The following is a 15738-nucleotide window of genomic DNA, read 5'->3' as shown; positions in this document are numbered from 1 at the left end:
AATTAGCAAATGCGCTAATTAGCTAACCTATCTTTTACTAAAAGTGGAAATTAACTCCAACAACTGGCCTGAAAGAATTTAAACCAAAGTTAACCTTCTGGATGCGCTCGTTAGAAGCATCTTTATAATCGGCTGTACTGTTTGTATAAGAAACCACATTAAATCCTAGCTCAACTGAAATCCTCTTGGTAGGGTAGTAGGCAAGCCCTGCATTTAGGGCCGCAGTATAATTGGTGTAATTTCCCGAATAGGTTTTTCTGTTAGGTGAGATGTATTCGTTACTCTGTGTGCCCAAACCAATGTTAGCGGTAAATTCACTATAAAATTTAAATTTGTTCGAAATGTCAATGTAGTATCGTAAGTAAGGGCCTAAGGCTATGTACTTGGTTTTTGTATCTGAATAAGCATGACTGAGGGCATAAAAAGTAACCAGGTCAAGGAGGTAATCGGATTGGATAAAAGTCTTTTTAGAATTATAACTAGCAGTTATGCCCAAGGCTAAATTTTTATGGATAAAGTGCCCATAATTAATGCTGATTTGGGTCTCTGTCTTTTTGTCGAGGGCAAGGAGTGTATTTGTCCTCTCCCAAGTATGTAAGCCAGATATACCAATTAAATTTTGCCCCTTTTCAGTTTGGGCGTTTGCGTTAAAAGCTACTGCTACTAACACCAATAGGCATGATAATTTTAATTTCATTTAATGATTAGTTTTAAGTTTAGCCGAAATTAGAGAGAAAAAAATACTCAGAAATACCGGTTTAGTTAAAGTTTGTGAAAAGATGTGAAGGGATGTTAAAGGTGAATCGGCAATTAACCAATTAGTCAGTTAACCAACTAACCAGTTAACCAATTAACTAATGGCTAACCTAAAACAATAGGTAGATCTTAAAACCTAAATTATTAATAAAGCCCTCTGTTTTAAGGTTAAAGGAAGTATCCTTGTTCGAAGTAAAAAATCCACTTGAATTATTAGTTGCCCTCGCGGTACTGTAGTTCATATTTGCAGATAGTAGTTTAGTCTCCAGTGCAAATCTCTTTGATGGGAACCAGGTAACACCGCCATAAGCGCCTAATGAATAGTTATTTCCGAGATAGGTAACTTCATCTGTATACAAAGTGGAAGTTTGTTTACTATGAAAATAACCTCCCGTTCCACCCGCATAAGCAAATAGTTTTTTCACAATTGGATAGTATTTTTGATAGTCCAGATTCCCTCCATAGCCACTTATCTCTGATTGGTTGCTTACATAATCCTTTTGATTAGAAATCATATAGGATAAATCCAATCCAATCTTTGTATTGTCAGTAATAAAATGGCCATAACCTAATGAAAAAGAATTCTGTTTGGTTTTTACTACTTCGCCATTATTTGACGTAGTTGTGTTTTCGCTTACATTCAGACCAAAGCCGATAACATTTGTTCCTTTTGTTTGTGCAAACCCGCTCAGGGATAAGCAAACTGCAATAGCAGTTAAAATTAATTTTGATTTCATTTATGTGTTTTTTGATGTGTTTATTCAATATTAAAAAGAAAAAATGAAATTATAACTATTTTTTTAGTTAAACAACTGATTTTGCAGTTAATGAATTGATTTTCAGGAAAAAAAAATTGAATAGAAGATATGAGAAGTGGGAACACTCCAACCTTCCAACAAGTAAAACTTCCAACAACTCAACTTTCCAACATCTCCATTCTTCAACCTTTGAACAAATTTGTTAACTTCAAAAAAATTAAAATTATATTCAGATTATTTGACCAACAATGCAAAAAAATATCTTTTCCTGCTATAAACTATTCTTAACGGCCTCATTACTATTAATTTCTTTTGGATGTAAAATGTCGTCTTATAGAACTTCTAATCCAGATGCTAATTATGGGGTAGAGGCGGGTGATGAATATTTTTCTATAGCCGTACTTCCGGATACACAATATTATACAGCCATTAAAAATGGGGGCAACATGCAAATGTTCGATAATCAAATCGAATGGATTAGGAGTAACCGTAAAGACCAGCATATTGAGTACGTGATCCATTTGGGTGATATTACTGATCATAATGCTTCGATAGAATGGGATAGGGCCAAAAGTGTGCTTTACAAGTTGGATGCAGACAATATTGCCTATGGATTAAGCGTGGGCAACCATGACGAAACGCCCAATGGAAATCCTTCAAAGGGAGACCAATCAACAGATTATACCAAGTACTTCGGAAAAAGTCATTTCAAGGATAAAAAATGGTACGGCGGGGGTATGGGCGGAAACGACAATAGTGATAATCATTTTGACATTTTTACAGCCAATGGCGAAAAGTTCATAGCCATATATTTTGTATACAATGAGCCGGGCAATAAAAGCTATAGCGAAGAATACGAAACCAAGACATTAAAGTGGGCAGACAGTGTGTTATCTGCAAATGCCGATCGCAGGGCGATTTTGGTAACACATAGCATGCTCGGAAAACCCAAAGGAAGCGAAAGCAACCAAAAAGATGGAACTGGCAATAACAATGTACCCTCTGAATATACGAAACAGGGAAAGCAGATCTACAACATGGCGAAGCACCATAAAAATGTATTTTTAACCCTTGGCGGACATATTTCTGGCGAAGGATTTAGACGTGATGTATATCAGGGATCAACCATAAAAGGGTATCTAACTGACTATCAGTTTAGGGAAAACGCTCCCTATGGCGGCATACCAGACAGAAACGGGGGCAATGGCCTATTAAGGCTGATGAAGTTCAATAAAACGAAGCAAACTTTGAGTGTTACTACTTTTAGTCCGAAAACAAATGGACAAGTAGTTTACGAGACCGACGGTGATAGCCAATTTACGGAACCTTTGTATCAGTAAGCATGGAGCAAAGAGCATGGAGCAAGGAGCATGGAGCATGGAGCATGAAGTAAAGAGCATGGAGTAAGAGCTTAACGTTCTTACTCCATGCTCTTCGCTTAATTGTTCAAGAATACAAACTGATGATCAAACATATCCAACTTGATGTTGCTGTCTTTATCTACTTTTCCAGCTAAAATAGACTTAGAAAGTTCATTTAAAATTCGTTTTTGGATCACTCTTTTTAACGGTCTTGCTCCAAATTGAGGATCATAACCCAGTTCTGCCAGCCAATCTAGCGCTTCCGGACTGGCCTCCATGGTAATACCCATTTCGGCCAAGGTTTGCTGTACCTGTTTAAATTGCAGACTAACAATATCACGAATTTCATTTCTGTTAAGAGGGGTAAACATGATCAGTTCGTCAATTCTATTCAAAAACTCTGGACGGATCGTTTGTTTTAATAGTTCAAACAGTTCATTTTTTGTTTTGGCAATCAGTTCATCACGGTTTTCATCGTCTAAATTTTTAAAATTATCCTGGATCAAATGCGATCCAATATTTGAAGTCATGATGATGATGGTATTTTTAAAGTTTACCATTCTGCCTTTATTGTCGGTTAATCGACCATCATCCAGTACCTGCAATAAAATGTTAAACACATCAGGATGGGCTTTTTCGATTTCATCCAATAGCACTACCGAATAGGGTTTACGCCTCACCGCTTCTGTTAATTGTCCACCCTCATCGTAACCCACGTATCCTGGAGGCGCACCGATTAATCTAGAAACCGCATGCCGTTCCTGGTATTCGCTCATATCTATCCTGGTCATGGCGTTCTCATCATTGAATAAAAATTCGGCCAATGCTTTTGCCAATTCCGTTTTTCCCACCCCTGTGGTACCTAAAAAGATAAAAGAGCCAATTGGTTTACGCTTGTCTTGCAAGCCTGCACGAGACCTACGGATGGCATCTGAAATCGCTTCGATAGCTTCATCTTGTCCCGCTACGCGTTGATGCAGTTCATCTTCCAGGTGTAACAGTTTTTCGCGTTCGCTGGCGATAAGTTTGGTAACCGGAATACCCGTCCACCTGCCCACTACTCCGGCAATATCATCAGCGGTTACTTCCTCTTTGAGCATTCTGCTTTCGCTCTGCTGACTTTCGAGGTCGGTTTTAAGTTTAGCGACTTTATCTTGTGCTTCTTTGATTTTGCCATAGCGGATTTCGGCCACTTTTCCATAATCGCCCGCACGTTCGGCCTGTTCGGCTTCCAATTTATATTGTTCTATCTGTTCAAGTTGATTGTTAACCGAGTCGACCAGGTCTTTTTCTCCCTGCCATTTTGCTTTCAGTTCATCACGCTCTGCGGATAAATTGGCTATTTCTTCAGAAAGTTCTTTTACTTTTTTATCGTCTTTTTCGCGTTTGATTGCCTCACGCTCGATTTCGAGACGCATAATTTCACGATCAAGGGCATCTACATTTTCGGGAACGCTATCCATCTCCATACGTAATTTCGAGGCGGCTTCATCCATTAAATCGATGGCCTTATCCGGTAAAAACCGATCAGCAATATAGCGCTGGCTCATTTCTACTGCGGCGATAATAGCTTCGTCCTTGATCGTAACTTTATGGTGGGTTTCGTATCGCTCTTTTAAACCGCGTAAGATCGAGATAGCGTCTTGAGTGTCGGGTTCATTAACCATAACCTTTTGAAATCGGCGTTCTAAGGCTTTGTCTTTTTCGAGGTACTTTTGATATTCATCTAATGTTGTAGCTCCAATTGCACGCAATTCGCCTCTGGCCAATGCTGGTTTTAAGATATTCGCCGCATCCATGGCACCTTCGCCACCACCTGCACCTACCAAGGTATGAATCTCATCAATAAACAGAATAATATCTCCATCGCTTTGCGTAACCTCTTTTACTACAGCTTTTAAGCGTTCCTCAAATTCTCCTTTGTATTTGGCACCTGCAATTAGTGCTCCCATATCCAAAGAAAATACCGTTTTGGTTTTAAGGTTTTCAGGCACGTCGCCTTTAATGATCCTAAAGGCAATTCCCTCAGCGATAGCTGTTTTTCCTACCCCAGGTTCACCAATTAGAATGGGATTGTTCTTCGTTCTACGCGATAAAATCTGGATTACCCTACGGATTTCTTCATCACGACCGATTACTGGGTCTAATTTTCCGCTTTCCGCATATTCATTGAGGTTGCGAGCATATTTGCTTAAGGCCTGATAGGTAGCTTCAGCATTTTGATCGGTTACATGATTATCTCCACGGAGGGAAACAATGGCTTTTTTTAGGTCTTTTTCGTTAACGCCCTGTTCTTTCAATAATTTGGAGGTAGCATCATTTACAGCCAATATACCTAATAACAGATGCTCTACAGAAACGAAATCATCCTTAAATTCTTTAAGATAAGACTGTGCTTTTTGGATCGCAGAATTTGCGCTCGACGATAAATAAACATCGCCTCCGGTAACTTTTGGTAATTTATCTATCGCTGCGGTTAAATGTTGTTCAACCGAGTTTAAGTTTACATTTAGTTTCTTTAGCACATAAGAAACTACATTTTCATCAACGGTAAGCAGACCTTTTAAAAGGTGAGCGGTTTCGATAGCCTGTTGTTGGTTGCCCTGTGCTATTTCAGAAGCCTTTTGAATTGCTTCTTGGGCTTTAATTGTAAAGTTGTTGAAGTTCATATTTCCTTTAAATCAAAACAAATGCCACCTTAATTTGCTTCATGTAATCGGAAATTTTGTCGGTAAGATATAAATCTGACAGACTAAATGTCTGTAAAAGAGGAGGTTGAACTGAAATTTTGTCTGTAGTTTGATAAATATATGTTCCAAAAATTTAAACAACTCGCATAAATTAACTAATCTGGATACAAAAGGTACTTTGCTCTTATTGTCTTAAATTTTTGTAATCCAGGCTCCCAGCTTTTTCTGATTTCAGCTTCAGAAACTCCGGCAATGATCTGCTTTCTCAATTGATCCGTGCCTATACGCAAGTCGAAAGGAGATACACCTGTACTAGCTCTTTCCTGCCCAAAGAAATGCGCCTTATCTGGATAGGAATTATAGAGCTCGACTACCCAAGAAAGATTGATCTGACGGCTCTTGCGTAATTGATTGATATCATAGTTGCGAAGGTCGAGACCATAACAAACAGAATCCTTTTGGTTTGGCCGCTCACTCATCCCAGGAATACTTACTGGTTTGTACGAAAATGAATACTTACCTTTTAATGCGGGCGCACCCAAAATAGTAAATGGCATGTAGGTTCCCCGGCCTTCATTGATAGCTGTTCCTTCAAACATACATAAGCTCGGAAAAAGCATCACAGCTTGCTGCGTATTTAAATTAGGTGAAGGGTTGATCGGTAATACATAGGACATGTCATGATCGTAGTTGGCAACTTTTATTATCCTAATTTTACATTGCTCCTTAAGGTAACCTTCGCCGTTAAGGTATTGTGCAAATTCTCCAATTGTCATGCCATGGGTCATGGGTGTATAATGGATTCCGATGCCCGATTTAAATTTATCATCCGTCATTACAGGTCCGTCTACTACGTATGCATTTGGATTTGGCCTGTCTAGAATCAGCAGTTCTTTGTTGTTTGCTGCGCAGGCTTCCATCACATACTGCAGCGTATTGATATTGGTATAGTAGCGACAACCTACATCCTGTATGTCAAAAACCATAAGATCGATATCTGCTAGCTGTTCTTTTGTTGGTTTCTCATTTTTACCATATAAAGAAATGATCGGAATGCCGGTTTTAGCATCTATCTCATTGCCAACCACCGCGCCATTGCTCGCATTGCCCCTAAAGCCATGCTCAGGTCCAAACACTTTTACAATTTTAATTCCGAGGCTAAGCAAACTGTCTACGCTGCTTTTCTTGCCTATTATTGAACTCTGATTAGCAACTAGGCCAACCCGTTTTCCTTTTAGATAAGGCAAGTATTTTTCGGTCTGGTCTGCACCGGTAATAATACCCCGCTTGCTCGTTGCAGTTTGGCTTGAGGAGGCAAGCTGTGCGGTACAATTGATGTTGCTGATCGCCAGAAGCATTAAAAAAAGGATAGCAGTTGATCTCATTAGTTATAACTTTTATATTTTTTTCCATTCATCGCTATGTGGGATGTTCCCGAAGCAACAATAGCTAAATTAGTAAATTTGACTAAAGTATCAGGTATATTATAGGTTTTATCAAATACAAAAGATTTGCAATATGAAGGATGCCCAGGTTACCACCAACGTTCTGGATCTATTGCTACGAATATCCAGAGTTAATTTACTAAGATTTTAATCAAAGAAGAGGCTCCACCAATTTAGAAACCCTGTGAGGGGAAGGGTGCTACCATTGTTGAATCACAATTCCGAGTTGTTTATCCATCAAGGCAAATTCTTTGGCGCCCCAAGGACGAAGTGTAATTTGTTTAAGATTTGGATGAAGAAATTCAGGATACGACCCGGCAACTTTTGTATAAACTTCTTCGATATTCTTAGTTACTAATCTAAACTCGGGATGATGTTCTTTTGCAAGTTTTGCATTCTCAAATAGATTAATTCGTAGCCCATCCTTCTCCACAACACAAAACGGTTCTCGTGAGTTTAATTCTTCGTGTCCAATCGTAAATTCAAGGCAGTCAACAAACAGTTTCAAACCCTGCCTAATGTCTCTATAAAAAATATTTGGGACTAGCTTTTCAAAATTCATCGGTCGTGGTTTATTCGTTTCTTAGACGATATTATTACTTCATTTAAGTTCTGAAAGTATTAACTTTTTCTGTTTAAATGTATTTTTCATGGCCTTTTCTCTAACTTTAGGATCATCGCTATGAATAAGGTCAAAATATTCAACGGGAACAACCTGCCACGATAAACCATATTTGTCTTTACACCACCCACACGATCCTTCCTGTCCGCCGTTTGCTGTCAAAGCCTCCCAATAATAATCTACTTCTGCTTGGTCTTTGCAATTAATAACAAATGAAACAGATTCATTAAACTTGAAGTATGGGCCTGCAGCTAAAATACTAAATTCTATATCACCAATTTCCATAACTGCTGTTTCGAAGGTGTCTTGGCCACCTTGCTCTTTTCCTTGTGGTGGGTTCTTATATTGGCGATAATCTTTCATTTTACCATTTTTGAAAATAGAAAGGTAATAATCTACTACTGCTTTTGCATCTTTATCAACCCAAAGGCAAGGTGTTATTTTTTGAGTAATCATATCGGTCTTTTTTGTTAAAGTTTGAATGGAAATGGTATCGGTGTTATTGTTTTTGTGAGTATTCTGCTGAGAATCTCCACAACCCATTAGACTACCTATCACCAAGGCGGTCAACAATTTAAAATTATACTTTTTCATTTGAAAATAATTTGTTTTTTAATGGTAATGAAGCTATCATGTACCGCCAGATTTTAGTAGTCAGGGTTTGTACTGGGCACATGATGGTTTCATTACCTTAGTTATTTAATGTTGATAATAAATTTTCTAACTCGTTTAATGTCATGATGACGCCTTCTTTGAAGCCCATTTTGATAATCATTTCAATATCGGCAAGTGTTTTGTTTTTTATGGCAATACTTACTTTCGTACCCCGATGCCTATCGGGATGTTCACTAAAATTCAATTCCCATTCTGAAGTTGGCAATTCGCGATTTATGTTTTCGTCTTTATCGGTAAAGGAAGACAACCATTTTATGGTGATTTTGGGATTTATTAACGTGTATTTTTTCAGTCCCCAATGTTCTTGTCCGTTAGGCCACACCATAGCATAAAATCTTCGACCACCTACTTCAAAGTTCATTACTTTGGTTTTCGAAACCAAGGGTTTGGGTGCCCACCATTGGTCTAGAATCTCTGGTTTGGTAAACGCATTCCAAACTAATGAAAGCTCTGCATCAAATTCTCTCGTTATTAAAACCGAGTTTGTTGATTTATCCACCGTAAAGTCATTCCGATAGCTATCGGAAAGCAAATTGTTCATTTTTGATGCTTTTTTAGTGTTGATAGGACCTGGTCTAATTGATTAAACCGGGTTTCCCAAATCTTTCGGTATTGTTCTAACCATTTGTCTATTTCTTTCATCTTTTCAATTTCAAGAGAGTAGTAAATCTCTCTGCCTTGATGTTCTTGCTTTACCAGTTCGCATTCTGTTAAAATGCGTAAGTGTTTTGAAACCGCTTGCCGTGTTGTGTTAAAGTTATCGGCAATAGCGTTAGGTGTCATTGCTTGCAACGCAATTAAGGCTATTATGGCTCGTCTTGTTGGATCCGCAATTGCTTGAAAAATGTCTCTTCTCATTTGTTTGTTGGTGTAATCGTGAAACCAATCAGTTGCTAATATATGTGCAACTTTTCGGTTTCGCAAATTTTTTTTAGCATTTTTTCTTTAGCTTGTTTTAAATTCAGGGAGAAGCAAGTTTTTCATAGATTATTCCTGTGCAATTGTCACCGTCGCCAATGGTAATTTGTATAGCTAATTTTCCATTTTTGGTATTTAAAGGTTCAACGCCAATTCCTTCTAATTCTAGCAAACATGCATAGGAGGGATTACAACTAACAGACCATCTTCCTGTTTTAACGTTGCTGGCATTAATAAAGGTGTAATAGCCGTCATTAGTTAATTCCAATTTTAAGGGCCATTCGGTATAGATTTCATTTATAAATTCTTTAGACTTATTGTTAAGTTGGTAAAAGCCAACTATATTACTTCTTGCTGGTTCTTTATCAAGTTGTTTATACCCTAGATTCCATCCACAAAAAACAGGATGACAACTTGAAAATAATAAAATTAGGATCACATAAACTAGTCTTTTCATAACATAATTTCTTTCGCCTTTGCGAGGCTGTCCTTCACAGCTGAAGCTCCGCAGGAGTGCCTTTGGCACAATCGCCTGGCCGCAAGGGGATTGCTTCGCCCCGATGAAGAATCGGGACTCGCAAGCCGACCTGCATAAACCCCACTCTCATCCCAATAGTTATCGGCATCCAACTCCCCACTCCATTCACCTTTGCTCAATAACATAATGTCCAGCTTCAAGATTAATCTTACCAGATGCACTTGTTTTACCATTGATAAATGTTTGTTGATCACGAACTATAGCCAAATTAACAGTGGCACTAGAATTGGCCGGAATGGTAATTTCATATCTAATGCCATGCGCTAATTTCTTCCAAGCTGATTTGATCTTACCGTAAGGACCATCGTGCTCTGCCTCGAAATAATCAAGTCCATCAACTAGTTGTGGATCTAGGATAATGTGCTTAAATCCGGGCTGTTTTTCATCCGGCTTGATGCCGCCTAAAGCTTTATAAAACCAGGCGCCAATTTCTCCAAACATGATATGGTTCATCGAAATATCTGATTTAGCATCAATTGGCCAGTTTTCGTACAGGGTTGTAGCGCCGTTAGCAATCCACCAGCCCCAACTGGGAAAGGTTTTTTGGGAAGCTACTTTGTAGGCCACGTCAGCATATCCATTGCTGCTCAATGCATTTAAAATGGCTTTGGTACCCAATAAACCTACGTCCAAGTGAAACCCATCGGCCTCAACTCGCTTCGCTAAATTTTCTGCTACCCTGTTCTGATAAGCTTCGGGCACGATGCCCCAAAATAAGGGTACACTTAATTCGGTCTGAATACCAGTGTTATAAATGGCAGTCGTTTTATTTAAATACTTATCGTTAAACGCATTTTTTATTTTTATCGCCAAAGCATTATATTTTTGATAATCATCGGTTTTACCTAAAATTTTAGCTGCTTTGGCCAATATTACTGCATCTGCGTAGTAATAACATGTGGAGGTAAGTTCTACTGGAGTGGTTGATTTTACCGGAACCCAATCACCCAAACCCCAGGTGGTTAATCCGGTAGGGTAGGTGTCGTCGATATGGTTTATATACCTTCGGATATTATCATAACAATCTTCAAGCAATTTTTTATCGCCATAAAAAAGATAGATGTTCCATGGGATGATGGCGATCGTGCTTGTCCAATCTGGGCCATTTCCCCACTCGTATCCCCATCCATCCGTAGGAATAATTGAAGGCAATACTCCATTTGGCTGTTGTTCATCACGGTGATCGGCTAACCACTTTTCGTAAACGGTAATCCCGTCAAAGCTGTATAGGCCGGTTTCAACGGCTATTTGCGCATCACCGGTCCATCCATTTTTTTCGCGCTGCGGACAATCGGTTGGATAGCCAAATAAGTTCGATAGATAGGAGTTATTGGTAGCATACCAAATTTTATTAATCAATGGGTCTGACGCATTGACCTTTCCTGCCACAGGCACATCGCTATGCATAAAAAAGCCAACAAGATCTTCCTTCTTTAATTGAATCGGATTACTACTGCTCACTTCCACATATTGAAAGCCTTTGTAATTGAAATGGGGCATAAAACTTTCTTCGCCCTTGCCACTTAAAATAACAATGTCTGTTTGAAAGGGATCTGTATCATCAGTTGGCCTATAATGTACATCGATATTTGAAAGATCAGCATGCCCATTAGGATAGAGCCTTTCGGCGTGTTTTATCTTTACCACTGTTCCCGCAGGACCTTTTAACCCTATTTTGCTCACTCCTGAGATATTTCGGCCAAGATCAAAGATGTAAGAGGTGTCGTTAAATTTTTTAATGTTTTTGGCTGCAATTTCCTCAACGTTGCGAACGGGGTGCATTGCCTGGGCAACTATATGTGTTGAAGGTGCAGTGCGTAAAATTACCATTTTCCATTTGCTATCGTCAAATTCTTTGGTGTTCCAACCCATTTGCTCCAATCGGGCATCATAATGCTCGGCAGTGTAGATACTGTTAAAAATAATTGGACTGAGAGATGTTTTCCAATCTTTACCAGAGGTGATGGTTGTGCTCGTACCATCCGTATAGGTAATCTTAAGATCTAAGCAAAACGTAGGACGGTTTCTCCAAGGTGCTCTTTCGAAGTTCCAAACAGCGGTTGATTGATGATTGTACCATCCATTGCCCAATAAAATTCCGATTGCATTCTTTCCTGATCTAAGCAGATTGGTTACATCATAAGTAACATAGAGGGTTCGCCTATCAAAGCGGGTGTACATGGGGTCGAGCCTATGGTTTCCCACTTTTTCTCCGTTCAAATAAAGCTCATATAAACCCGCAGCAGCGATATATGCTCTCGCTGATTTGATTTTCTTCGGAGTTTCAAATGTCTTTCTAAAATAGGGTGCAGGCTTTAGCTTAATATTTTCGCTATCGGAAATCCACGAACCCTGCCAATTTTTTATATCCATCATGCCCATTTCAAAACTGGAGATGTTGATCTTCGTCGACTTTATATTTGCTTGATTGGTGAGGTCTACCCTCCAAAAGTATTTGGTAAACGGTTTTAGGGCTTCTCCATTGTAGGTCTTGAGTGACGAACTCATTTTTACCCATCCCGTGTTCCATTGTTTGGCTTTCCCTTGCGCCAAGCTTATCGAATCGGTACTTACCATTAATCTAAAGGCAATTTGTTTAGCACCCATTCTCGAATCGTCCATTTGCCAAGTAAACCTGGGGTTTGGGTTATCCAATCCTATAGGATTTACTAGATATTCTGTCTTAAGTTGTACTGGCGATTGTCCTAAAACATTAGAAAAAGCAAAAAAAGAAAGGATCAACAAATAAGTTTTAGGCCACTTAAAAAGTATCATTTTTGATAGGTTTATATTGTACTAAGGTATAAAAATGTGGCGAGAGGCAAAAAGAACGAATGCATTGTAAAATTATGGCTTTTTGATGTTTTTCTGGGGGAAATTTAATTTAAGATGGCAAAGTTTTTGATGCTTTCGAAAAATTAATTAATACTGTTAAATTTTTATTAATAGTTAAACTTTCATCCCTAACTACAATCTAAATTCCATGTTTAAAGCACTAACTCTCATTTTTCAAAGCCTGGTGGCGATGTTTATTTTTGTGTTTTTATTTTTGGGTTCCTTTACAAAAGAAGATAGCCCAGACTAAATTCCCAAGTATTGTTATGCCGGCCTTTTGGTTAGCATAACAATACTTTTTTTGGTATATTGGTATATATTTTATTCCTATGAAAAAATATACCTCTCTCATTGTGATTGCACTACTTATTGGTGTATCCACAGCTTTTGTCATAGACGATAACAATCTGGACAATTTTTTAGAAAAGTTTGAAAAGTACACCGCCGAGCGCCCCCAAGAGAAACTCCATCTCCACTTTGATAAACCTTATTACAGCATAGGTGATGATATTTGGTTTAAATCCTATCTAGTAAATGCCGAAGAAAATAAACTCTCTCTTTTAAGCAAAGTTTTATACGTTGACTTAATCGATGATAGAGATTCGATCAAAACGTTTATCCTCCCTATAGAAAATGGCTTGGCATCTGGGAATATAAAGTTAATAGATTCTTTATTCGCCCCTGGTAACTACCAGCTAAGAGCCTATACAAAATGGATGGAAAATTACGACCCAGATTATTTTTTTACCAAAACCATCGCTATTGGTGATGCACTAAATGGAACGGTTGCTGCAAATGCTAATTTTGGAGTTCAAGAAAACAGCGAGGGCACATTACTCAGCGCCGGAATAACCTATAAGAATTTTGAAGGAAATCCAGAAAGCCTAAAACAGGTAAATTATCAATTCCTTTATAAGGATAAAAGCCTGTTTGAAGGGAAAGCGAAAACAGATCAAAATGGGATCGTAAAGATTTCCTACCAATTAAAAAAGGGGTATTTTCCCCAGCAGATTATCCTTAAAACACAACTTGTCAAAAGCGAAAGCAACTACATTTTCAGACAGTTCAAAGTCGAAACCCAGGAAGATAAAACTGACCTTCAATTTTTTCCGGAAGGAGGGAGCTTGGTTGTAGGATTGCGGTCTAAAATTGCTTTTAAGGCTATAGGAGGGGATGGACGAGGGGTTGATGTTAAGGGGTACATCGAAGATCAACAAAAAACAAAAATTGCCGAATTAAACACAGAACATGCGGGAATGGGGTTATTTGCGCTTACACCAACCAACGGGAAGGTTTACACTGCAGTAATCAGTTTAAAAAACGGACTGGAAAAAAGATTTAGCTTGCCCGTTGCTCTCGAACAAGGTATGGTTTTGGGCCTAAATCATTTGGATGATAGCGAACTACTAATGAAGATAGAATCGTCAGACAAAAACCTTGCAAAGGAAGTGATCTTAGTAGCGCAAAATAATGGGGTAGTAGTTTATACCACAAGGATTAAAATGGATAAGCCCTCACTATTAAGCAAGCTTTCTAAAAATTTATTGGCAGAAGGAATTGTACAAATTACCCTGTTTTCAGCAGATCTAATGCCGCTTGCAGAGCGATTGATCTTTGTACAACCTAAAATGAAATTAACGCATGCCACGATTGAAACAAAAGAAAGGTATACCAAACGAGAAAAAGTGAATGTGAACATCAACGTATCCGACCAAAATGCCCATGGACAGATTGGAAGCTATTCTATTGCGGTTATCAATCAGGATAAGGTAAACGCTAAGGAGGAGAAAGAAACTTCCATTGCCTCCAATTTATTGCTTACTTCAGACTTAAAGGGCTATATCGAGAATCCTAATTATTATTTCACGTCAGTTAATCCCGAAAAAATAAGGGCCTTAGACCTTTTGATGCTAACCCAAGGTTGGAGAAGGTTTAAATGGGAGGATGTAAAAGAGGCCAAAAAAACAGAATTTAAATTTTTGCCAGAAAAAGGGTTAAAAATTAGTGGAATGCTAACAACGATAGGTAATAAACCTATCCCATTTGGAAAAGTAAATCTTTTAGTACCTTCTATGATGACATTGATCGATACTGTGGCTGATGCCAATGGGCGATTTGTGTTTGATGAACTGAGTTTTACCGATAGTACGAAGTTTATTGTTCGCGCTAAAAATGCAAAAGACCGCAACAATGTAAAAATTATTTTGGATGAAAATAAGCCCATTCCGTTTAAAACTCCCTGGATCCGCAGCACTGATCAAACTTCATTTGTAAATTACTTGGCTGCCACAGAGAAGATGTATAACGAACTCAATAAATATGGGCTGGTTAACAAAGGCACTACACTTAAAACTGTAGAGATTAGGCAAAGCAAAAGTAAACAGCCCGAAATCTATAAATCGGAAATTCCTCCTTTGGTAAGGGCTGATCATACGCTTACTCCCGATAAACTTCAATCAGCCGGACACCTTACCAACTTATTAAGGGGACTAATAAATGTTTATATCCGTGACAATGTTATTATAGGACATTGTAAGGGTAAAGAAGGTCCGATGTTGATTTTGCTAGATGGTATGCCCTTAGATGATATAGATGGCATAAATCCTATGGCTTTAGCAGGAGTTCAAATTATTACGGGCGGCGATTATGCCGCTGGCGTGGGTGTGGGCTTAAACAGTTTTGGGGTTAAGGGCAGCCCTTGTTTCGGGATAGTGTTTCTTACCACAGAAACCCGTGCCACTAAATACAATACCTATACTCCAACAGGGTTGAGTAGGATTGGACCAGTGGGATATGCCGTAACCAAAGAATTTTACTCGCCCGCTTACGATGTGGTGAATAAAAATGATAAAATGACTGATCTTAGATCGACACTCTATTGGAACCCTAATTTAATTACTGATAAGGATGGAAATGTGAACGTTAGTTTTTTTACGGCTGATGAACCTGGAAAGTACTTGATAACGGTAGAAGGAGTATCCCTAAATGGGCTATTAACAAGGAAAACCCAGGAGTTTAGGGTGAGGTGATCTCTTCGGCTTTTCGAGCGCAGCAATCTCCTTGTTGCTAAGATGTGATTTATAACCGGAAAGGGGATTGTACCATCGGCACTCCTTTGGAGCTTCGGCCATGAAGAATGG

12 protein-coding genes are annotated in these 15738 nt (G+C 38.6%); 2 read left to right on the top strand and 10 right to left on the bottom strand.

The window, feature by feature from the left end; all coding sequences use genetic code 11:
* Positions 1-37 precede the first annotated feature (37 nt).
* The gene (locus AC6H0V_RS08615) at positions 38-697 is read right to left on the bottom strand and encodes an outer membrane beta-barrel protein (protein ID WP_497563321.1); all 660 of its coding nucleotides are present in this window, start codon (positions 695-697) and stop codon (positions 38-40) included.
* 169 nt (positions 698-866) lie between these two features.
* The gene (locus tag AC6H0V_RS08610; protein WP_497563320.1) at positions 867-1493 is read right to left on the bottom strand and encodes a hypothetical protein; all 627 of its coding nucleotides are present in this window, start codon (positions 1491-1493) and stop codon (positions 867-869) included.
* Between the two features lie 269 nt (positions 1494-1762).
* Between AC6H0V_RS08610 and AC6H0V_RS08605 the strand changes: the two genes are divergently transcribed.
* A complete protein-coding gene (locus tag AC6H0V_RS08605; RefSeq protein ID WP_497563319.1) occupies positions 1763-2854 on the top strand; it encodes a metallophosphoesterase in 1092 nt (363 codons plus the stop codon).
* Positions 2855-2952: 98 nt separating this feature from the next.
* On the opposite strand, the gene clpB is transcribed toward AC6H0V_RS08605, so the two are convergent.
* The 8 genes from clpB to AC6H0V_RS08565 form a co-directional block, all read right to left on the bottom strand.
* Positions 2953-5544, bottom strand: a complete 2592-nt coding sequence (clpB, locus tag AC6H0V_RS08600; RefSeq protein ID WP_497563318.1) for an ATP-dependent chaperone ClpB — start codon at positions 5542-5544, stop codon at positions 2953-2955.
* A gap of 176 nt (positions 5545-5720) precedes the next feature.
* Positions 5721-6950, bottom strand: a complete 1230-nt coding sequence (locus AC6H0V_RS08595; RefSeq protein WP_497563317.1) for an exo-beta-N-acetylmuramidase NamZ family protein — start codon at positions 6948-6950, stop codon at positions 5721-5723.
* A 259-nt stretch (positions 6951-7209) separates the two neighbouring features.
* Positions 7210-7572, bottom strand: coding sequence for a VOC family protein (locus tag AC6H0V_RS08590; protein WP_497563316.1), 363 nt, complete (start codon positions 7570-7572; stop codon positions 7210-7212).
* A 39-nt stretch (positions 7573-7611) separates the two neighbouring features.
* Complete coding sequence (locus AC6H0V_RS08585; protein WP_497563315.1) at positions 7612-8226, bottom strand: VOC family protein; 615 nt, start codon at positions 8224-8226, stop codon at positions 7612-7614.
* A 97-nt stretch (positions 8227-8323) separates the two neighbouring features.
* The gene (locus AC6H0V_RS08580) at positions 8324-8848 is read right to left on the bottom strand and encodes an SRPBCC family protein (protein WP_497563314.1); all 525 of its coding nucleotides are present in this window, start codon (positions 8846-8848) and stop codon (positions 8324-8326) included.
* Entirely contained in the window at positions 8845-9165 is a 321-nt protein-coding gene (locus AC6H0V_RS08575; RefSeq protein WP_497563313.1) for an ArsR/SmtB family transcription factor, read from the bottom strand. The genes AC6H0V_RS08580 and AC6H0V_RS08575 overlap by 4 nt, the downstream gene beginning before the upstream one ends.
* Positions 9166-9268: 103 nt before the next feature.
* Positions 9269-9682 (bottom strand): hypothetical protein, encoded by a 414-nt coding sequence (locus tag AC6H0V_RS08570; protein ID WP_497563312.1) that lies wholly within the window; start codon positions 9680-9682, stop codon positions 9269-9271.
* Positions 9683-9868: 186 nt separating this feature from the next.
* Positions 9869-12538 carry an alpha-L-rhamnosidase gene (locus tag AC6H0V_RS08565; RefSeq protein WP_497563311.1) on the bottom strand — a complete coding sequence of 890 codons (2670 nt, stop codon included), beginning with the start codon at positions 12536-12538 and terminating at the stop codon, positions 9869-9871.
* Positions 12539-12927: 389 nt separating this feature from the next.
* On the opposite strand from AC6H0V_RS08565, the gene AC6H0V_RS08560 reads away from it, so the two are divergent.
* Positions 12928-15627 carry a hypothetical protein gene (locus tag AC6H0V_RS08560; RefSeq protein ID WP_497563310.1) on the top strand — a complete coding sequence of 900 codons (2700 nt, stop codon included), beginning with the start codon at positions 12928-12930 and terminating at the stop codon, positions 15625-15627.
* The last annotated feature ends 111 nt before the right edge of the window (positions 15628-15738 follow it).

Source organism: Pedobacter sp. NO84 (assembly GCF_059703915.1).
Note: the sequence above shows the minus strand (reverse complement) of the source record. Positions and strands in the feature narration are given on the sequence as shown.